Source organism: Mesorhizobium sp. M1342, assembly GCF_040317955.1.
Taxonomy (GTDB): Bacteria; Pseudomonadota; Alphaproteobacteria; order Rhizobiales; family Rhizobiaceae; genus Mesorhizobium.
This window is the reverse complement of record NZ_JAMYLI010000046.1, coordinates 1-18,160: the sequence shown is the minus strand read 5'-3', so window position 1 is coordinate 18,160 and position 18,160 is coordinate 1. Positions and strand designations below refer to the sequence as shown.

Annotated in this window: 20 protein-coding genes and 2 pseudogenes; 6 read left to right on the top strand and 16 right to left on the bottom strand. The window is 63.3% G+C overall.

The genetic code is table 11. The annotated features are described in order from the left end of the window. The first annotated feature begins 69 nt into the window (after positions 1-69). The gene (locus NKH06_RS30545; RefSeq protein ID WP_352894982.1) at positions 70-948 is read left to right on the top strand and encodes a LysR family transcriptional regulator; all 879 of its coding nucleotides are present in this window, start codon (positions 70-72) and stop codon (positions 946-948) included. 4 nt (positions 949-952) lie between these two features. Here NKH06_RS30545 and NKH06_RS30540 read toward each other — a convergent pair whose 3' ends face one another. The 3 genes from NKH06_RS30540 to NKH06_RS30530 are packed head-to-tail and all read right to left on the bottom strand — an operon-like array spanning position 953 to position 2,401. Continuing rightward, positions 953-1,480, bottom strand: a complete 528-nt coding sequence (locus NKH06_RS30540) for a GNAT family N-acetyltransferase (RefSeq protein WP_023813062.1) — start codon at positions 1,478-1,480, stop codon at positions 953-955. Positions 1,481-1,524: 44 nt separating this feature from the next. Then, complete coding sequence (locus NKH06_RS30535) at positions 1,525-1,833, bottom strand: hypothetical protein (RefSeq protein ID WP_023813063.1); 309 nt, start codon at positions 1,831-1,833, stop codon at positions 1,525-1,527. A 4-nt stretch (positions 1,834-1,837) separates the two neighbouring features. Continuing rightward, complete coding sequence (locus NKH06_RS30530; protein ID WP_023813064.1) at positions 1,838-2,401, bottom strand: helix-turn-helix domain-containing protein; 564 nt, start codon at positions 2,399-2,401, stop codon at positions 1,838-1,840. Between the two features lie 155 nt (positions 2,402-2,556). Here NKH06_RS30530 and NKH06_RS30525 point away from each other — a divergent pair, with 155 nt between their 5' ends. Beyond that, the gene (locus tag NKH06_RS30525) at positions 2,557-4,389 is read left to right on the top strand and encodes an ATP-binding protein (RefSeq protein ID WP_352612373.1); all 1,833 of its coding nucleotides are present in this window, start codon (positions 2,557-2,559) and stop codon (positions 4,387-4,389) included. Between the two features lie 224 nt (positions 4,390-4,613). Here NKH06_RS30525 and NKH06_RS30520 read toward each other — a convergent pair whose 3' ends face one another. Together NKH06_RS30520 and miaA are read right to left on the bottom strand one after the other, a co-directional pair. Next, positions 4,614-5,405 (bottom strand): GGDEF domain-containing protein, encoded by a 792-nt coding sequence (locus tag NKH06_RS30520; RefSeq protein WP_128305783.1) that lies wholly within the window; start codon positions 5,403-5,405, stop codon positions 4,614-4,616. 105 nt (positions 5,406-5,510) lie between these two features. Next, positions 5,511-6,479: a tRNA (adenosine(37)-N6)-dimethylallyltransferase MiaA gene (gene miaA, locus NKH06_RS30515; protein ID WP_352612369.1), complete on the bottom strand. Its 969-nt coding sequence runs from the start codon at positions 6,477-6,479 to the stop codon at positions 5,511-5,513. Between miaA and serB the strand changes: the two genes are divergently transcribed. Then, positions 6,469-7,356 carry a phosphoserine phosphatase SerB gene (gene serB / locus NKH06_RS30510; RefSeq protein WP_352612367.1) on the top strand — a complete coding sequence of 296 codons (888 nt, stop codon included), beginning with the start codon at positions 6,469-6,471 and terminating at the stop codon, positions 7,354-7,356. The genes miaA and serB overlap by 11 nt on opposite strands. Beyond that, complete coding sequence (locus tag NKH06_RS30505; RefSeq protein WP_352612365.1) at positions 7,353-7,925, top strand: GNAT family N-acetyltransferase; 573 nt, start codon at positions 7,353-7,355, stop codon at positions 7,923-7,925. The genes serB and NKH06_RS30505 overlap by 4 nt, the downstream gene beginning before the upstream one ends. A 46-nt stretch (positions 7,926-7,971) precedes the next feature. Here the strand turns inward: NKH06_RS30505 and NKH06_RS30500 are convergent, their stop codons facing one another. The 6 genes from NKH06_RS30500 to NKH06_RS30475 all read right to left on the bottom strand — a co-directional run bounded on the left by NKH06_RS30500 (position 7,972) and on the right by NKH06_RS30475 (position 13,595). Next, positions 7,972-9,489, bottom strand: coding sequence for a DegQ family serine endoprotease (locus NKH06_RS30500; protein ID WP_352442872.1), 1,518 nt, complete (start codon positions 9,487-9,489; stop codon positions 7,972-7,974). A gap of 127 nt (positions 9,490-9,616) precedes the next feature. Next, positions 9,617-9,805, bottom strand: coding sequence for a DUF2065 domain-containing protein (locus NKH06_RS30495; protein WP_023813072.1), 189 nt, complete (start codon positions 9,803-9,805; stop codon positions 9,617-9,619). A gap of 6 nt (positions 9,806-9,811) precedes the next feature. Next, positions 9,812-10,780, bottom strand: a complete 969-nt coding sequence (hflC, locus tag NKH06_RS30490; RefSeq protein WP_023813073.1) for a protease modulator HflC — start codon at positions 10,778-10,780, stop codon at positions 9,812-9,814. Beyond that, positions 10,780-11,907: an FtsH protease activity modulator HflK gene (gene hflK, locus NKH06_RS30485; RefSeq protein WP_352776200.1), complete on the bottom strand. Its 1,128-nt coding sequence runs from the start codon at positions 11,905-11,907 to the stop codon at positions 10,780-10,782. Before hflK ends, hflC begins: the two co-directional genes overlap by 1 nt. Before the next feature lie 168 nt (positions 11,908-12,075). After that, on the bottom strand, positions 12,076-12,594 hold the full coding sequence (locus NKH06_RS30480; protein ID WP_128306066.1) for a dihydrofolate reductase: 519 nt from the start codon (positions 12,592-12,594) through the stop codon (positions 12,076-12,078). Beyond that, positions 12,594-13,595, bottom strand: a complete 1,002-nt coding sequence (locus NKH06_RS30475) for a DUF4424 domain-containing protein (protein ID WP_128306067.1) — start codon at positions 13,593-13,595, stop codon at positions 12,594-12,596. Before NKH06_RS30475 ends, NKH06_RS30480 begins: the two co-directional genes overlap by 1 nt. A gap of 206 nt (positions 13,596-13,801) precedes the next feature. Between NKH06_RS30475 and cobF the strand changes: the two genes are divergently transcribed. After that, a complete protein-coding gene (gene cobF, locus NKH06_RS30470) occupies positions 13,802-14,602 on the top strand; it encodes a precorrin-6A synthase (deacetylating) (RefSeq protein WP_352442876.1) in 801 nt (266 codons plus the stop codon). A 90-nt stretch (positions 14,603-14,692) separates the two neighbouring features. Here cobF and NKH06_RS30465 read toward each other — a convergent pair whose 3' ends face one another. The 4 genes from NKH06_RS30465 to modA form a co-directional block, all read right to left on the bottom strand. Continuing rightward, positions 14,693-15,034: a winged helix-turn-helix domain-containing protein gene (locus NKH06_RS30465; RefSeq protein ID WP_023813079.1), complete on the bottom strand. Its 342-nt coding sequence runs from the start codon at positions 15,032-15,034 to the stop codon at positions 14,693-14,695. Positions 15,035-15,108: 74 nt separating this feature from the next. After that, positions 15,109-16,221 (bottom strand): molybdenum ABC transporter ATP-binding protein, encoded by a 1,113-nt coding sequence (gene modC / locus NKH06_RS30460; RefSeq protein WP_023813080.1) that lies wholly within the window; start codon positions 16,219-16,221, stop codon positions 15,109-15,111. Continuing rightward, complete coding sequence (modB, locus tag NKH06_RS30455; protein ID WP_352442877.1) at positions 16,218-16,922, bottom strand: molybdate ABC transporter permease subunit; 705 nt, start codon at positions 16,920-16,922, stop codon at positions 16,218-16,220. Before modB ends, modC begins: the two co-directional genes overlap by 4 nt. Before the next feature lie 24 nt (positions 16,923-16,946). Beyond that, positions 16,947-17,741, bottom strand: coding sequence for a molybdate ABC transporter substrate-binding protein (gene modA / locus NKH06_RS30450; RefSeq protein WP_352442878.1), 795 nt, complete (start codon positions 17,739-17,741; stop codon positions 16,947-16,949). A gap of 112 nt (positions 17,742-17,853) precedes the next feature. Between modA and NKH06_RS30445 the strand changes: the two are divergent. After that, a pseudogene (locus tag NKH06_RS30445) lies at positions 17,854-18,041 on the top strand (TOBE domain-containing protein). 11 nt (positions 18,042-18,052) lie between these two features. Here NKH06_RS30445 and NKH06_RS30440 read toward each other — a convergent pair. Continuing rightward, a pseudogene (locus tag NKH06_RS30440) lies at positions 18,053-18,160 on the bottom strand (thymidylate synthase); the annotation flags it as partial.

The window sequence follows — 18,160 nt, the reverse complement described above, 5'->3', positions numbered from 1 at the left end:
ATTGCATGTTGATCGCGCGACAGACATAACTCAAATTATCATTTTTTAGCCAATGACCGCAGAATACTAATGGCTCGTACAAATACACCGGTGCCGCCTCTGGACTGGCTGCGCAGTTTCGAGGCGGCGGCGCGGCTGTCGAATTTCACCGCGGCGGGAGCCGAGCTCGGCCTTACCCAGGCCGCCGTCAGCCAGCACATCCGGCTTCTCGAGGAATGGCTGAAGACGCGCCTGTTTTCGCGGCTGGCGCGCGGCGTCGCGCTGTCGCCAGAGGGTGCGGCTTACCTGCCCCACATCCAGTCGGCCTTCGCCACCATCGGCAACAGCACCGCGGAACTGTTCGAGCCGCGCGCCATCCAGACCGTCTCGATCCGCGCGCCAATCTCCTTTGCCTTGCTGATGCTCGCCCCGGCGCTGCCCGATCTGGCGAAGGCGCTGCCGCGCATCCAGCTCGATCTGGTGACGATCCATCGCCCTGCTGACTACGACCTGCCGGGCTCGGTGCTCGACATCCGTTTTGGCAACAGATCCTTTCCCGGCCGTGAAGCCGACAGGCTGACCGCAGAGCGGCTCGTGCCGGTGGCGGCGCCAGTGCTCGCCGGCAACCCCGACTGGACCTCCCTGCCGCTGCTTCTGGTCGCCGGCGCGCGCGAAATGTGGGCGGAATGGTTCGCCGCCGCTGGACTGGCTGGCCATCCCAGACGATCGCACCGCTTCGACAGTTTCGTCACCGCCATGGAGGCGGCGAGCGCCGGCGCCGGCGTGCTTTTGGGCTCGCGGCCGCTGGTCGATGCGGCGCTCGACAGCAAGACGCTGGTCAGGCTTTCCGACTATGAACTTTCCAGCACATCGGGGCATTTCCTGACCAAGGCGTCGACAGCACGCCTGACCGGTGCCGAACAGGATTTTCGCCAGTGGCTGCTGTCACGCCTCTCCGCGCCGGCATGACCGGTTACGAGATTGGCCCGATCCGCTTCCAGTAAATCAGCGTGCCGGTCAGCCCGCCATGCGGCTTCAGGGCATAGTCCGGTATCTCACCGGCCAGCGTGAAGCCCAGCCGCTCATAGAGGCCTGAGGCGCCCTCCTCGGTCGCCGTGTCCAGAACCAGCAGCGTGCGGCCCCTCTCGATGGCAAGGCTCTCGGCGGCCCGCATCAGGCGCGTTCCCACACCCCTGCCCCGGTAATCGACTGATGTCATCAGCTTGGCGATCTCGGCCCGGTGCGGCTGGTTGGGCGGACAATCGAGCAGCAAGGTCACGGTGCCGACCAGGTTTTTGCCATCCCAGGCGCCAAGCACCGATCTTTCGCCCCTTGCCGCCGCGGCCAGCGATTTTTCCCAGAACGCCCTTGCCGCCTGCGGCGCCAACGGATGCATGAAGCTGACCGAACCGCCGGCCGCCACCGTTGCGACCAGCAATTCGGCCAGCATGTCCTGCGTCTCGGCAGCCGGGTTCAGGGTTGCGATCTCGATCGAGTTCATGTGCAGGATATCCTGTGATTGCGATAGAAGCGGGCGCATTGCTGTCACTCCAGATGGCGCGCGCGGCGTCGCTTACGCGCCGCCTTGATGGCGCTGATGCGGTCGGCGTCTTCGTGCCCGAGATGCCGCCCGCGCTCGAGGATCTCGAGCGTGTACTCCTCATAGGTCAGGCCAAGCCGCTCGGCTCTGTCCATGCGCAGCAGCATCACCTCGTGGCTCGGCGCCTTCCACGCCTTGGCGTACGCTGCCTGCCAGGCAAGAAAGATGTAGGGATCGCCCTTGCCCCATGGCGGGCCGTTGTACTCATCGAGAGGCGGCCCCCCATTATGGGAGCGCTTTGGTCTTCTTGCCATTGTGTCAGCCCCTGACCAGCGCGACGAGATAGTCGGCGCCGGGCTCCAGGGCATGGAAGGTGCAGTCCGACGGCGCCCCAAGCGCCAGGCAGTCGCCTGATACAAGCTTGTGCACTGTCTCACCTTCGATGAATTCGAGCCGCCCGGAGATCAGCCATATCTGCTGCTTGATGAAGGCGTATGAAGCGGCCGGAAAACTGACCTTGGCGCCCGCCGGCAGATGCACCTTGATCAGTTCCAGCGGCATATCGCCAGCCGGCGAAAGATGCCGCCTGACATAGCCGGTGTCGGGATCGCGCCACACCGGCTGGTCGGCTTCGCGCAACAGCCCGCCGCCCTGCAATTCCGCGCGCGCGATCAAGGTCGACAGCGTCATGCCGAAGGCCGACGCGATGCGCACCAGAAGCGCCGCCGTCGGGCTGGTCTTGCCCCGCTCGATCGTGCTGAGCATCGCCTTCGAGACGCCGGAACGCTCCGCGAGTTCGGCCAGGGACCAGTCGCGCACGATCCTTTCGGCGTGTATCCTGCGGCCGATCGTCGAGGAAATGTCGTTCGCTATATCATCCATATGTCTATTATAGCGAAAAATAGACGCCGGAGAAGAGCCGCCTTGCTACAATTTCCACGAGCCCCTTAATGCTCTCTACACCATCCGACCTCATCGGGCCTTAACCCCATTCGGGTAGCATCGATGCTCCAGGGGAAATGGGGATTGGCCTGTCCATGTATGTCGAACGCGAAGCCTCCGTTGGAGAACCGACATCGCAGGAGCGCCGCGACGCAGAGCAGAACGACAAGCGCATCCTCGGCAATGTCGTGCAATGCGATGGCGCGCGCGCCACCATCAGCGCCTACGCGAACGACGCCGACGGCGCGGTGACCGGCCTGTGGACGGTCGGCAAGATGATTTCCATCAATCTCGGATCGACGCGAACCGTCGGCCTGGTCTACGCAATCGGCAAGTCGGACCGCGCGTGGAGCAATGAGGGCCAGAACGCCATCGAGGTCAGCATCGAGCTGATCGGCGAAGTCCGTGACGGAGCAGAGCCCGGCGCCAAACCGGTCTTCGACCGCGGCATCACCACCTATCCGCATATCGGCGCCGTTGCGCATCGCATCCGCACCCGCGACCTGCAGGCGGTCTATGACCTCGCGGGGCGTCATTCGATCACGATCGGCACGCTCGCGCAGGACGAGACGATCGCCGCCAACATCGCCATCGACGATACGCTGGCGCGTCACTTCGCCATTGTCGGCACCACCGGCGTCGGCAAATCCACCGCCGTCTCGCTGCTGCTACGCAAGTCGATCGCGGCACGGCCGGATCTGCGCATCCTGATCCTCGACCCGCACAACGAGTTCGCTGCATCGCTGCCCGAATACTGCGTCAGGGTCGATTCCAAAACCCTGGATCTTCCGTTCTGGATGTTCACGCTGGAGGAATTCGCCGAGGTGCTGTTCCGGGGCCGCGAGACCGAGCCGGAAGAAATCGACGCCTTGCGCGACCTCATTCCGGCCGCCAAGAATCTCTACCGCAACCCGAATTCGGGCTCCTATATCAGGCGCGGCAGCGATGCGCTGACCGCCGATACGCCGGTGCCTTACCGCATCGCCGACCTGCTCAAGCAGATCGATGAGCGCATGGGCATGCTCGAAAGCAAGACCGATCGCCCGACGCTCAAATCGCTGAAGACGCGCATCGAATCGGCGGCGGCCGATCCACGTTATCGCTTCATGTTCAACTCGCGCCTGATCGAGGACACCATCCACGAGACGATCGGCAACATCTTCCGCGTGCCGCATCATGGCCGCCCGGTAACCTGCTTCGAAATGGCCGGCATGCCGTCGGAAGTGGTCAATTCGGTCTGCTCGGTGCTGGCGCGCCTGGCCTTCGACCTCGCTCTGTGGAGCGAGGGCAAGCTGCAGCTTCTGTTTTTGTGCGAAGAAGCGCACCGCTATATGCCGGCCGACCCGCGCCTCGGCTTCGCGCCGACAAGGCACGCGCTGTCGCGCATCGCCAAGGAAGGCCGCAAATATGGCTGCTATCTCGGCGTCGTCACCCAGCGCCCTGGCGAGCTCGACCCGACCATCCTGTCGCAATGCTCGACTTTTTTCGCCATGCGGCTTGCCAATGAGCAGGACCAGGCGATCATCCGCTCGGCGATTGCCGATTCTTCCGCCTCGACGCTTGCCTTCCTGTCCTCCATGGGCCAGCGCGAAGCCATCGCCTTTGGCGAAGGCGTGGCGACGACCATGCGGCTGAAGTTCGAAAAACTGCCGAGCCACCTGCTTCCTGGCACCGCCAAGCGCGAAGAGGCCGCCTCGTCGAAAGCCGGCGACGATGTCGATCTGGTGGCGATCGTGGAACGACTGCGCAACGTGCCGAAATCAACGCAGCAGGCGATGGCCTTCGCCGAGGTCGTCGATTCAGGCCGCCAGGCCGGCGATCCCGACTACCGCAAGCCACCCGCCGCACGCGCGCCATCGGACGACGATTTCGACATGCGCTACGGCCTCAAGCCCGCAACCTTCGGCCTGCGCCCGCAACACGATTGAGTTTGGGCGTCACGCACATCGGCGGATGGGTCTGTGCACCCAAGTCAGGGCTTCCGAGATCCGTTTGGAAAAGCCTGGGTAAATCCCGTCAGGGAATTCGTCAGGCTGAGTCGGGTGGTGCTGTTTTCGAGAACCGAAGCGGAGCGGACATTTGAGTCCGTGAGCATCGGAAGCGCAGAAAACGGCGCCAGACGGCCAGCCTCACGAATTCAGTGATGGGATTTTCAGGCGCAGACGCGGTTGCGGCCTTGCCTCTTCGCTTCGTAAAGCTGGCGGTCGGCGCGGCGATAGAACTCTTCCGCTGTTTCCTTGCGGTCCCAGACGGCGAGCCCGACGCTGGTGGTGATCTTGAGGCGGACATTGCCTGACAGCACCGACATGTTGGCGATCGCCTTGCGGATGCGCTCGGCAAACTTGCCCAGAAGCTCGGCGTCCATATTGGGCGTGACCACGGCGAACTCCTCGCCGCCCAATCGCGCTACCACATCGTGGTAGCGCGTCATGTCCTTGAGACAGTTCGCGACGGCCTTGAGCACTTCGTCGCCGACGTCATGGCCGTGGGTGTCGTTGACCTGCTTGAAATGGTCGAGATCGAGGATCATCAGACCGACGGGCTTTTCGATGCGCCGGAACTCCTCAAGATACTCCTTCAGCGCATCATCGAAATAGCGCCGGTTCTGCATGCCGGTCAGGCCGTCGGTCAACGCCGCATGCTCGAGTGTTTCCGAGCGCGCGCTGAGCGAGACCGTCATGGCGCGCAGCTTGCCTTCCTCCGTCGCCTGTTTGCGGATCAGCGGATAGATGAAGAAAATGCCGAAGAACAGCGCGGTGGCCAGGAGCACGCCGGTCGCGAACAAGAGCTTGTTGAGATAGATGACCTTGTCCAGACCCGAAGCCGTATGCAACTCGTCGGCGAAGGACTGCAGAAGTCCGTAAGCATGCAGCGTCACCAGGCCGGCGGCCAGGATCACGAATATAAAGACGAAAAATGCTGATTCCGCCTTGTGGAAACGCATCTGCTCCCCGTTGGAAAAGTGCCCACTGATCTTATGGCATGGGCGGGCTTACGGAGGGTTAATTTGGACAACCACAACGGGAACCTTTCCTTGCAGGTAAACTTTTCAGGTTGCATCGGAAGCAAGCGCTGAGATCGTGGTTTCCAGATCATCACCGGGGCGCAACCTCAGCCATTCCGGCCCCAATTGATGCCTGAACCAGGTGGTTTGCCGCTTGGAATATTGCCTGGTCGCGATCTTCGCGCGTTCGATTGCCTCGGGAAAGCCAATCTCTCCGGCCATCGCTGCCTGCAGTTCGCGAACGCCGATCGCTTTCATCGCCGGCAATTCGGGATCGAGACCAAGTGCTGCAAGCCGCTTGACCTCGTCCAGCGCGCCCTTGTCCAGCATCTGGTCGAAGCGTTTGTCGATGCGAGCGACCAACGCCGCCCGATCCGGCTCGATCACCAGGAAACGTGCGCTTTCCCGGTCGATGAGCGGCTGGCCGCGTTCCGCCTGCCATTCCAGGATCGAACGGCCAGACGCATCGAGAACCTCCAATGCCCGCACGATGCGCTGGCTATCGGTTGGCTTGAGCATCATGGCGGCCGCCGAATCCTCGCGCAGCAGCAGGCTGTGCAGCTTGACGGCGCCCTGCTCCTTCAACTCATAGCGCCAGCGGTCGCGGACCCGCTGCGGAATGTCGGGCATTTCCGAAATGCCCTCGGCCAGTGCGCGAAAGTAGAGCCCGGTGCCGCCGACGAAATTCACTGGCCGTTCGGAGAATGTGCCGTCGTCGATCAACTTCCTCACGTCGCGCAGCCAGGCGCCGGTGGAATAGGGTGTCGCCGGGTGGACATGGCCGTAGAGGAAATGCGGTGCGCGGGCGAGGTCGGCCGCCTCCGGCCGGGCGGTCAGCACGTCGAGCACCGAATAGCCCTGCATGGAATCGGTGTTGACGATCACGCCGCCCCTGCGCTCCGCCAGATCGAGCGCAAGCGCCGACTTGCCGCTGGCGGTCGGCCCGGCTATCAGGATCGCGTTCTTCACGCGGCCCTTGCCCGCCTGCCCGCCGGAATGTTCCATGCCGCTCATCGCCACGCTTGTTTCCCGTCCCACTGAGCGCGCTTTGTCGCTGTCGCTTGCGAATATGGCCTCACGGTCGGTCGGCGCAAGCGCTGTTGTCTGGCTGGCTGAAGCTATTGCCTGCGATCTCGTCCTGCCTGAGGCAGCCGACGCCGCCGTCACGAGTGCCGTCTTGCGCACGGCACTCGCCGGCGAGGCCGTCGACGTGATCGTCCAAGAGGCAGAAACCCGCCGCAAGAAAATCCTGATCGCCGACATGGATTCGACCATGATCGACCAGGAATGCATCGACGAGCTGGCCGATGAGATTGGCGTCAAGGATCGGGTTGCCACGATTACCGCGCGATCCATGAATGGTGAGATCGCCTTCGAACCGGCTTTGCGTGAACGGGTGGCGTTGCTCAAGGGCCTCGACGCCGCCGTGGTTGATCGCATCGTCGCCAATCGCCTGACGCTGGCCGCGGGCGGCCGTGTTCTGGTCCGGACCATGCGCGCCAACGGCGCCTGGACGGCACTCGTGTCTGGCGGGTTCGAGGTCTTCACGACGCGCATCGCCGCCATGCTCGGCTTCCAGGAGAACCGCGCCAATCGCCTGCTCGAGCAGGACGGCCGCTTCATCGGGCTGGTCGGCGAACCGATCCTCGGCCGCGCCGCCAAGGCCGACGCGCTGATCGAAATTTCAGCGCGCCTCGGCCTGACGCCCGCCGACGCCATCGCCGTCGGCGACGGCGCCAATGATCTCGACATGATCCGCCTGGCCGGTACCGGTGTCGCGCTCCACGCCAAGCCGACGGTGGCGGCACAGGCCAAGGTCCGCATCGATCATGCCGACCTGACCGCGCTGCTTTATGTGCAAGGCTACAGGCAGGAGGAGTTTGTGCAATGAAACCAATGCGTACCGAGCGCCTGATCCTGCGCAACTGGGAAGATCGCGACCGCGACCTGTTCCACCGCATCAACTCCGACGACCGGGTGATGGAGTTCTTTCCGTTCCGCCGTGGCCGCGCCGAGGCGGATGCCAAGATGGATCAGTTCCGCGCCGCCATCGATCGCGACGGCATTGGCTTTGCGGCCGCAGAAATCGCCGGATCGGGGGAATGTATCGGTTTTGTCGGTATAACCGGAACCGATCACATGGACTTCCTGCCAGCCAGCATGATCGAGATCGGCTGGCGATTGGCGCCTGAATTCTGGGGCAGAGGTTACGTCACCGAGGCGGCTCAGGCATGGCTTGCCTACGGCTTCGAAACACTCGGCCTTGACGAAATCGTCTCCTTCGCCGTCGCGGACAACCGCCGCTCCACCGCCGTCATGGAGCGCCTCGGCATGAGAGCCGATCCACCGGCCGACTTCGATCATCCCGGCATTCCCGACAGCCACCCCGCGCTCAAGCGCCATGTGTTCTACCGGCTCTCCCGCGCCGATTGGGAACAAGGAGAAAGGGCGGCTTGCTAGCCGCCCTTTCCATTCAAGATGAGGATTTCGCCGGATCTTCCGGATCTCAGTCCATTCGGATCGTCACGAACCTGAGCTCGCCGGTCTTCGAGGCCAGCATCAGCAGCGCATTCTTGCGCCCCTGTTCCTTCAAGGCGCCGATGCGGTCCATGACATCCTTGGGGGTGGCAACCGATTCCTGTGCGATCTCGGTGATCACCTCGCCGGGCTGGATGCCGCGTTCGGCGGCTGCCGAGTCCTTGGTGACGTCGGTGATGACGACGCCCGAAACATCGGCCGCGATGCTGAACTTCTTGCGTGTCTCGTCGTTCAGTTCGCCGACCGTCATGCCGAGCACCGAAGCAGTGGAAACGGCTGGAGCCTTGTCACCCTTGTCCTGATCGGTGTTGCTGCCCTCCTCGCCGCTGGCGAGTTTTTCACCGTCCTCGAGCCGGCCGAGCGTTACTTTCACGGTCTGCTCGACACCCTTGCGCACGATGAGCACATCGACCGCCTTGCCAACCGGGCTTTCGGCGACGACGCGCGGCAGATCGCGCATCTCATGGATGTCCTTGCCGTCGAACTTGATGACGACATCGCCCGCCTGGATGGTGCCATTGTCGACCGGGCCGCCCTTGATCACGCCGGCGACCAGCGCGCCCTTGGCGGTCGCCATGCCGAGGCTTTCGGCGATGTCGTCGGTCACCGGCTGGATGCGCACGCCCAGCCAGCCGCGCCGCGTCTCGCCGAACTGGCGCAACTGGTCAACGACGCCGGACGCGAGCTGCGAGGGGATGGAGAAGCCGATGCCGATCGAACCGCCGGAAGGCGAAATGATCGCCGTGTTGATGCCGATGACTTCGCCGGCGCTGTTGAACAGCGGTCCGCCGGAATTGCCACGGTTGATCGCGGCATCGGTCTGGATGAAGTCATCATAGGGGCCGGAATTGATGTCGCGGTTGCGGGCAGAGACGATGCCGACCGTCACCGTGCCGCCGAGGCCGAACGGATTGCCGATCGCCATCACCCAGTCGCCGACGCGCATCTTGGTGGAATCGCCGAACTTCACCGCCGTCAGCTTGTGGCCTTTCGGATCGACCTTGAGCACGGCGACATCGGTCTTGGTGTCGGTGCCGACCAGCGTCGCCTTCAAGGTGACACCATCGGAGAAATTGACCTCGATGTCGTCGGCATCGGCAATGACATGGTTGTTGGTGACGACGATGCCTTGCTCGGCATCGATGACGAAGCCGGAGCCCAGCGACTGCACCTTCTGCGAGCCGTTGTCCTTGTCGCCGCCGCGGTTCTTGAAGAAATCGTCGAAGAAATCCTGGAAGGGCGAACCCTCGGGCAATTGCGGCATCGGCACCGCGCCCGGGCCTTCGGTACCCTTGACCGTCTGCGAAGTCGATATGTTGACCACCGCGCCGAGCAGGCCTTGCGCCAGATCGGCGACCGAAGCGGGCCCATCGGCGGCAAATGTCGGCGTCACGAAGGACGGGACAGCGACGGCGCTGACAAGAAGTGCCGCCGCGCCGGCGATGAATGTCCGCCGAGCCGCGCACAGAATTGTATTGGATGTCATCGAGAAGCCTCCCGGTATCCTTGAAAAGAAAAGCGCTTCGACGAAAACGCCGCGTCACGCCATGTTGGCAAAAAATACGGCACGTTTGCGGCTATGACTATCGGCAGAGGATAAATCATCGCAGCCGTCATGCGCCTCGTACCAGCCAGACGATGCCGACGCCGATCACGATCGCCGCCAGCCCGGCGATCCGCAGCGCGTTCTCGGGCAGCGACAGCACTTCGGTGGCAAGTTTCCTGGCCAGGCCGGGAAAACCGCCATAGACCAGACCCTCTATGACAAGGACCAGGCCCATGGCGGCAAGAAAATCCTGCACCGGCCGCTACTGGCCGGTGCTGGGCTGTGCCGCCGGCGCGGCGGGTGCCGTCGCCGGAGCGTTTGGCGCAGGCGAAGCCGGCTTTGCCGGCCCCTCGCTGCCGTCGGGATTGCGGAAGAAACGGAAGAACTCCGAGTTCGGCGACAGCACCATCGTCGTTCCGGTGTTGTCCAGCGCCGTGCCATAGGCATTCATCGACCGGTAGAAGTCGAAGAAGGCCGGATCGCGCTGATAGGCTCCCGCGAAGGTGGCGCTGCGCTGGGCTTCGCCCTCGCCGCGCAGGATTTCCGACTCTTTTTGCGCTTCGGCGACAATCTCGACCACTTCGCGATCGGCGCGGGCCGTGATGCGCTGCGCCGCTTCGTTGCCGCGTGCCCTCAGCCGGGCAGCTTCCGCCAGGCGTTCCGCCTTCATGCGGTCGAAGGTCTGCTGCGAGACTTCGGCCGTGAGATCGGTGCGGCGAATGCGGACATCCTCGATCTGCAGGCCGAGCGATGTGGCGTCGGGCCTGAGCTGGTCGCGGACTTCGCGCATCATCACGCCGCGCTCTTCGGAGAGTGCTGCCTCGAAATCACGCAGACCATAGACACGGCGCAAGGCAGCGTCGAGACGCGTCCTGAGCCGGGCCTCGGCCAATTCGATCTGACCGGACACGGCGGAGCGGAAGACCCGCGGATCCGAGATGCGGTAGGCGATGAAGGCATCGACCTCATAGAACTTGCCGCCCGAGACCTGGACGCGGATGTTGTCGAGGTCGAAGCGCAGCACCCGGTTCTCGATCAGCTGCACCGTATCGGCGTCGAAGAACGAGAACGGCGCCTTGAAGTAGATGCCGGGTTCGCTCTTGACGTCGACGATCTCGCCGAACCTGAGCACCAGCGCCTGCTGACGCGCATTGACCACGAAGACCGACGAATAGAGCAGGAACAGGATAACCGCTGCTGCGACGACGATGATGGGAAGACGGTTGGCCATCACTGGTTACCTCCCGTAACGCCACTGGGCGCAGCGGGTGCCGGCGCTTTCGGCTGCAATGCCGGCAGCGGCAGATAGGGAACGACCCCTTGCCCGTTGCCCTGCTCGACGATGACCTTGCTCGAATCCTTCAGAACCTTCTCCATGGTTTCCAGGTAGAGGCGCTTGCGCGTTACATCGGGCGCCTTGGCATATTCGTCATAGACCGAGATGAAGCGCTGCGCCTCACCCTCGGCTTCCTGCACGACCCGGTTCTTGTAGGCGGCCGCGTCTTCGCGGATCTGTGCGGCCTCGCCGCGCGCCTGCCCGAGCTTCTGGTTGGAGTACTGGTTGGCCTGCTCGACGAACTTGTCCTCGTCCTGCTCGGCGCGCTGCACTTCGTCGAACGCATCGGCCACTTCACGTGGCGGTGCCGCATCCTCGATCGAGACGGCGTTGACGTTGAGACCGGCCTTGTAGCCGTCCAGCGTCGTCTGGATGATTTCACGCACCGAGGCGGCAATGCCCTGGCGGTCGTCGCGGAAGATGTCCTGCGCCGGCCGGCGGCCGACGGCTTCACGCATGGCGCTTTCGGCAACCTGCCGCAGCATGCCGTCGGGATCGGACACATCGAAGAGATACGCGCTCGGGTCGGAGACCTGATAGGCCACCGAGAACTGGACGTTGACGATGTTCTGGTCGCCGGTAAGCATCAGCCCGGACGTGTTGCCACTTGTCGCGCCGCCGCCGCCGATATCGACGAGCTGCTCGGAAATCTTGGCCGTCTCGACGGTTTCGAGCGGCCACCAATGGAAATGCAGGCCAGGCTGCGACAGTTCGGTCTTCGGCTTGCCGAAGCGCAGTTCGACCGCGACCTCGTCGGGCTGCACGGTATAAACCGCCTTGAACGCCCACAGCACCACAAGTGCAGCCGCGATCAGCGCGAAGATGGCCGGGCTCGCGCCGCCGCCACCCGGAAGAGCGCGCCGCAGCCGGTCCTGGCCGCGGCGGATAATGTCTTCGAGATCGGGAGGCGAGCCTTGTGGCCCGCTCGGTCCCTTTGGTCCCTGCCCCCAGGGCCCCTGATTGTTGCCGCCGCCGCCGCCCCATGGGCCGCCGCCACCACCGCTTTTATCGTTCCAGGGCATGAATGTCCTTTCGCTTGGAATTCCCTCAAGCGCCGGTATTACGGCGCAAAATCCAGTATTGTTCTTCTATAGGGACGCCACGAGGCGCTTTCAACGCGATGCGCTGCCGACTTCGTCCGATTTGTCCGGTCGCGACCCTTTGTCTTCCTTCAATGCCCCTTTTTTCAGTCAATGTCTCTCTCGACGCCGCTCGTAAACCGAATAGCGCGTCGGGTGGCTGTCCTTTTCCCCGGCCGGGACGTCGTGCGAGCTGACAATACGCCAGGAATCAGGATCGATCGGCGGGAAATGCGCGTCGCCTTCGACCGCTGCCAGCACATGGGTGACATGCAGCCGATCGGCCAGAAGCATGGCCTGGGCATAGATTTCGCCGCCGCCGATGACGCACACCTCGTCCACACCGACCATGCGGCGCCCGCGCACCGTCGCCAGTTGGACCGCGGCTTCGAGCGAATGTGCCACCTCCACGCCCTCGGCGCGCCAGGTCTTGTCGCGGGTGACGACGATGTTCAACCTGCCCGGCAGCGGCCGGCCGATGCCCTCATAGGTCTTGCGGCCCATGATGATGGGCTTGCCCATCGTATCGGCCTTGAAGCGCTTGAGATCGGTGGAGAGCCGCCACGGGAGCCCGCCGTCCCGCCCGATCACGCCGTTCTCGGCGATGGCAACGTAGATTGCGACATGCATCAATTGTCGTCCGTTGGCTCGAGGATCAGGATGTCGATGTCGCGCTCGGGGTAGAAATTATCCGCCGTCATCTCGAATGTCGTCGGTCCGGTCTTTCTGACATTGTCGCCGCAGAACGAGACCAGGGCTTTCGGATTGCCCTTGTCGATCGTCAGCTTGAACTTTCCGATTGTGCCGGTGGCCCAGTTGCCGCCGGTGGTCAGGATATAGGCGATGCGGTTCTCGACATATTTGGGGTAGCCGTCAGGGTCGTTCTTCGCCGCCTTGCGCACCGCACTCTCGAATGTATCGTCCATGCAATAGCGGGCCTTGTAGGCCGCATACTGACCCTGGAATTTGCCGTCGTAAAAGAAGCTGACTGAAGACGTGCCGCCGACGCTCGGCTTGTAATGGTGGGAAACATGAACGTCCTTGTTGGCTGGAAAGGTCGAGCGCCACCAGTAGGTCGAACGCAATTGCCAGAACGGCGTGTAGACCTTGGTCGTCTCGGTGCCGTCGCTGCCGGTGTCCTCGATGATGATGCCGCGGTTGACCCAGTCATCGACAACCGCTTGCGGCAACTTGGCCAGCGCCGCCTTCGCCGCATCGCCGAATGGATAGAACGGCACGTTTTGCGCCTTCATCTCTGCGCTGATGTCGATGCCTAGCGCCAACACCTTCTGCTCGAGCTGCGGCTTGACGGCGGCACCGTCGATCGTCACCTCGAAGCCGAGGAAATTGTCGCTCTGGTTTTCGGGAATCGCCGGGATTTCTTCGGGATTGCCCGATATTTCGGGCATCGGGAAGGCGACGATGGCCTCGACATCGCGATCGGTGTTGTTGTGGAAGACATAGTCGACAGTGACCTTTTCCGGCGAGATGAAAAGATCCTCGCTTTGCATCGCCACGGCATCGCTGCGCGACAGGATCAGGCCGCCAGTGCCAAGTTCGGCAACCGAATCGTTGGCGAAGGCGGGCGCGGGCGACAGGGCCAGCACGGCGGTCAGAACATATCGCAACATGGAAGCCCCCTCGGCTAGAATGCCTGCAGGACCCTAGCCGTTTCAATGTGGCGTTTCAAAGCCCTTCCGCATCCGCGGACGCGCCAAAAAGGGTCTGGAGCAAGCGGTCTGGACACCCAGCAGCGGTCTGGACACGCGCCAGCGCGGTCTGGACACGCGCCAGCGCGGTCTGGACTAACGGGTTCCGATCGGGCAGGAGTTCGCCCATGCGCAAGCTTCTCGTCATCGGCATCGGCGCCGGCAATCCCGACCACATGACCGTTCAGGCCATATCAGGCCTGAACCAGGCGGATGTGCTGTTCATTCCCGACAAGGGCGCGAAAAAAAATGAACTGGCCGAACTGCGCCGCCGGATATGCGACCGCTTCGTCACCAACCCGAAATCACGCCGTGTCGAATTCGACGTGCCGTTGCGCGACCTGCCAATGGAAGATGGGCCAGTAGAAGATGGGCCGGCCCCCTCCTACCGCTCGACCGTCGATGACTGGCATGAAGCCATCGCCACCATTTACGAAAGCCTGATCCGCGACGAGATCGCAGGGGATGGCTGCGGCGCCTTCCTGATCTGGGGCGACCCTTCGCTCTACGACAGCGCGTTGCGCATCCTCGAGCGCGTGCGCCTGCGGGGCAATGTCGCGTTCGAGCTTGAGGTGATACCCGGCATCACCGCTGTCCAGGCGCTGGCCGCCAGCCACAAGATGGCACTGAACCGCATCGGCGATTCCGTCCTCATCACCACCGGCCGCCGCCTGACCGAGGAAGGCATGCCGGACAATGCCGGCAGCGCGGTCGTCCTGCTGGACGGCAAATGCGCTTTCAACACGCTGGCCGACAAGGATGTCGTCATCCATTGGGGCGCCTATCTCGGAACGGAAGACGAGATCACTCTCTCTGGCAGGATCGGTGACATCGGCGCAAAGATCGAAAAGGTTCGAGAGGAAGCTCGTCGGCGGAAGGGCTGGATCATGGACAGCTATTTGCTGCGCAAGCCCGGTGAAGAGCAATAAGTCCTACTCCCCTACTCCCCTACTCCCCTACTCCCCTACTCCCCTACTCCCCTACTCCCTTACTCCTTTGCTCCTTTACTCCCTTCCCCCTCACCCAGCATCAATCTCCGCCTGCAATGCCTCCATATGCGTCGCTGCCGCCGAAGCCGCCGCCCGCTCGATGGCGCGAAAACGGCTGACCACTGCCAGTCCGACCGCCGTCAACTGTGCGCCGCCTCCCTTGCGGCCGCCGGTCTGTGCCGCCACCAGCGGCTTGCCGAATACCCGGTTCATGTCCTCGACCAGGTCCCAGGCGTGCTTGTAGGACATCTCCATGCCGCGCGCGGCGGCCGAAATGGAGCCGAAGGCGGCGATCTGTTCCAGGAGTTCGATCTTGCCCGGCCCGACGCGCCCGTCGGGGTCGAGATTTATCCGCAAGCTCAGCGACGGCATCATTACTCTCCGCGGTCCAACCTCATACTAGAAGCTCCCTGGCGAAACCGCTATTCCAAAAAGACATAGCGGGATCACCCATCCACCTCGGCGGGCAGGCCGGCGCCGGTGTTCGCCCGATCGAAGCTCACCGTCTTGATCACCGCGAAAACCTTGCCGCCAAGATGGAGCTTCAGCGCCTGCCGCGACTGTTCAGTGATGCGGGCAAGCACGGTTGCACCATTGCAGTCGATACCGACCTCGACCGCGGGCCCTTCGCCGGGGCTCATCGCGGTAATGGTCCCCGGCAGGATGTTGAGCGCGCTGAGACCCCTCGGCTTTTCGGTGGCGATCATCACATCGCGGGCGCGGATACGGATGCGCACCGGCGTACCTGTCTTCATCGCCAGCTGTGGCACCCGGAACTCGCCCGCGGCCGAGCCGAGCACGGTCATGCCGAAAGTCTCGTCGTGACGCAGCACCCTGGTGTCCAGCACGGCGCCGCCCTCGCCGCGCTCCTCCGCCGGCAACAGGTCGAGCCTTTGCATCACCGCCTCGGTCGGCCCGCTGGCAACGACATTGCCCTGCGCCAGCATCACCACGTCGCTGGCCAGCCTCGCCACTTCGGCGACTGAATGACTGACATAGACGATCGGGATTTTCGTCTCGTCGCGCAGCCTTTCGACATAGGGCAGAATTTCGGCCTTGCGCGCTTCGTCGAGCGAGGCCAGCGGTTCGTCCATGAGCAGCAGTCTGGGGCTGGCAAGCAGTGCCCGGCCGATCGCCACGCGCTGTTTCTCGCCGCCCGAGAGCTTTGCCGGCCGCCTGTTCATGAGCGGCCCGATGCCGAGCAGGTCGACGACGGCATCGATATCGGCGTAGCGCTCCGCCGGCGGCGTGAACCAGCGGCCGTAGCGAAGATTGCCGGCAACGCTCAAATGCGGAAACAGCCGCGCATCCTGGAACACCATGCCGATGCGGCGTTTGTGCTTCGGCACGAAAATGCCGGCACCGGTATCGACCAGCACACGGCCGTCGACCTCGATGCGTCCCTTGTCGGGCCGGATCAGCCCGGCAATCATGTCGATCAGCGTCGTCTTGCCCGACCCAGACGCTCCGAACAGCGCCGTCAGCCGCCCAGCGCTTTCGAAGCGGGCGTCGATGGCGAAACCGCCGAGCCGATGACTGATGTCGACGAGAACGCTCATTCGATGTCCAGTCGCCGGCCGACACGCCGCGCCAGCACCTCCGAGGCCACCAGCGCGGCCATGGAGATGACGATGGAGATCAGCGTCAGGCGGAGCGCCCCTTCATCGCCACCCGGCACCTGCGTGAATGTGTAGATCGCCGACGGCAATGTCTGCGTCTCATTGGGAATGTTGGAGACGAAGGTGATGGTGGCGCCGAACTCGCCCATCGCCTTGGCGAAGGCGAGGATGGCGCCGGCGATCAGCCCGGGCAGGATCAACGGCAGCGTGATGGTGGCAAACACCCAGAGCGGATTGGCGCCGAGCGTTCCCGCCGCCGCTTCCATCTTGCGGTCCACCGCCTCGATCGACAATCGGATCGCCCGCACCATCAGCGGAAAGCCCATGACGCCGCAGGCCAGCGCCGCACCTGTCCAGCGGAAGGAGAAGACAATGCCGAAATGCTCTGCCAGGAAAGCGCCGGCCGGGCCACGCCGGCCGAAGGTGAGCAGCAGCAGGTAGCCGGTCACCACGGGCGGCAGGATCAGCGGCAGATGCACCAGCCCGTTGAGAACGGTCTTGCCCCAGAACTGTCCCCGGGCAAGCAGCAGCGCAACCAAGATGCCTGGCGGCAGGCTGGCGAGCATCGCCACCGTTGCCACCTTGATGGACAGCCGGACCGCATTCCATTCGTCGGGAGTGAGGTCCAGCAGCCAGTTCATAATGTCAGATGAAGCCCCTGGAACTCAGTTGCTCGGCGCGAGCACCGTAAATCCCTGATCCTTGAACAGCGCGGCCGCCTTGGCCGACTGCAGGCATTTCAGGAAAGCCGGCGTGTCCTTGTCCTTCGAATCGGCGGTCTGGGCAATCGGATAGATGATCGGCGGATGCGAATCCTCCGGGAAGGTGCCGACCACCTTGACGCCCTTTTCGGCATGCGCGTCGGTGGCATAGACAATGCCAAGCGCTGCTTCGCCCGTCGAAACCAGCTTCAGCGCCGCGCGCACGTTTTCGGCCTGCGCCACCTTGCCTTCGACCGAGGACCAGACGCCGAGCGATTCAAGTGCGGCCTTGCCGTATTTGCCGGCCGGCACCGCCTTGAAATCGCCCATGGCGAGCTTGCCGTCGCCGATCAGCTTGGCGAGGTCAAAACCCTTCTCGATCCTGGTGTCGACCGCCGAGTCCTTCGGCGCCACCAGCACGATCTGATTGCCCAGCAGCTTCACTTCGGTGTCCGGCTTGGTCAGCTTCTTGTCGGAGAGATATCTCATCCAGTCGACGTCGGCCGAGATGAAGACGTCGGCAGGCGCCCCGCCCTCGATCTGTTTGGCCAGCGCCGAGCTCGCGGCATAAGAGACAGTCGCCGCCTCGCCGACATCGGCCTCGCAGGCCTTGTTCACGGCGTCGAGCGCGTCCTTGAGGCTGGCCGCGGCAAACACCACCACCTTGTCTTCAGCATGTGCTGCAGGCACCGCCGCCATCAACATGACCGCAAAACCCCCAATGGCGATCGCCCTTGATCCAAAACCTTTGCGCGTCATGGAAACTCTCCCTGATTGAATTCTGGCGGCCCGAAGCCTCCCAACCGATATATCCGCATGAATATAACAAGGGAAGGCCTGGCGCCTCCTGAAAGCGTCTGTACGACACCGATTGTTCGGTAAGATCGGCAAAGAAACCTTGGAAGGGAGCCACCACCTCGCATGTCATGATCGGCGTTGGCGGCGGCCATCGTCACCGCCTCGATCACCAACGAGGCCGTCGCCGATCTCAAGCTCGAAAAGGGCCAGCAGGCCTATGCCGTGGTCAAGGCCTCGGACGTGATGGTCGGCATCGACTGAAATTTGCGGCCTTAGACCGCGATCGGCGCTTTGATCGACGCGTCTGCGACATAGTTTTCTAGCCGGAAATCCTCGAAGCGGAAGGCGAACAGGTCCTTCACCTCCGGATTGATCCACAT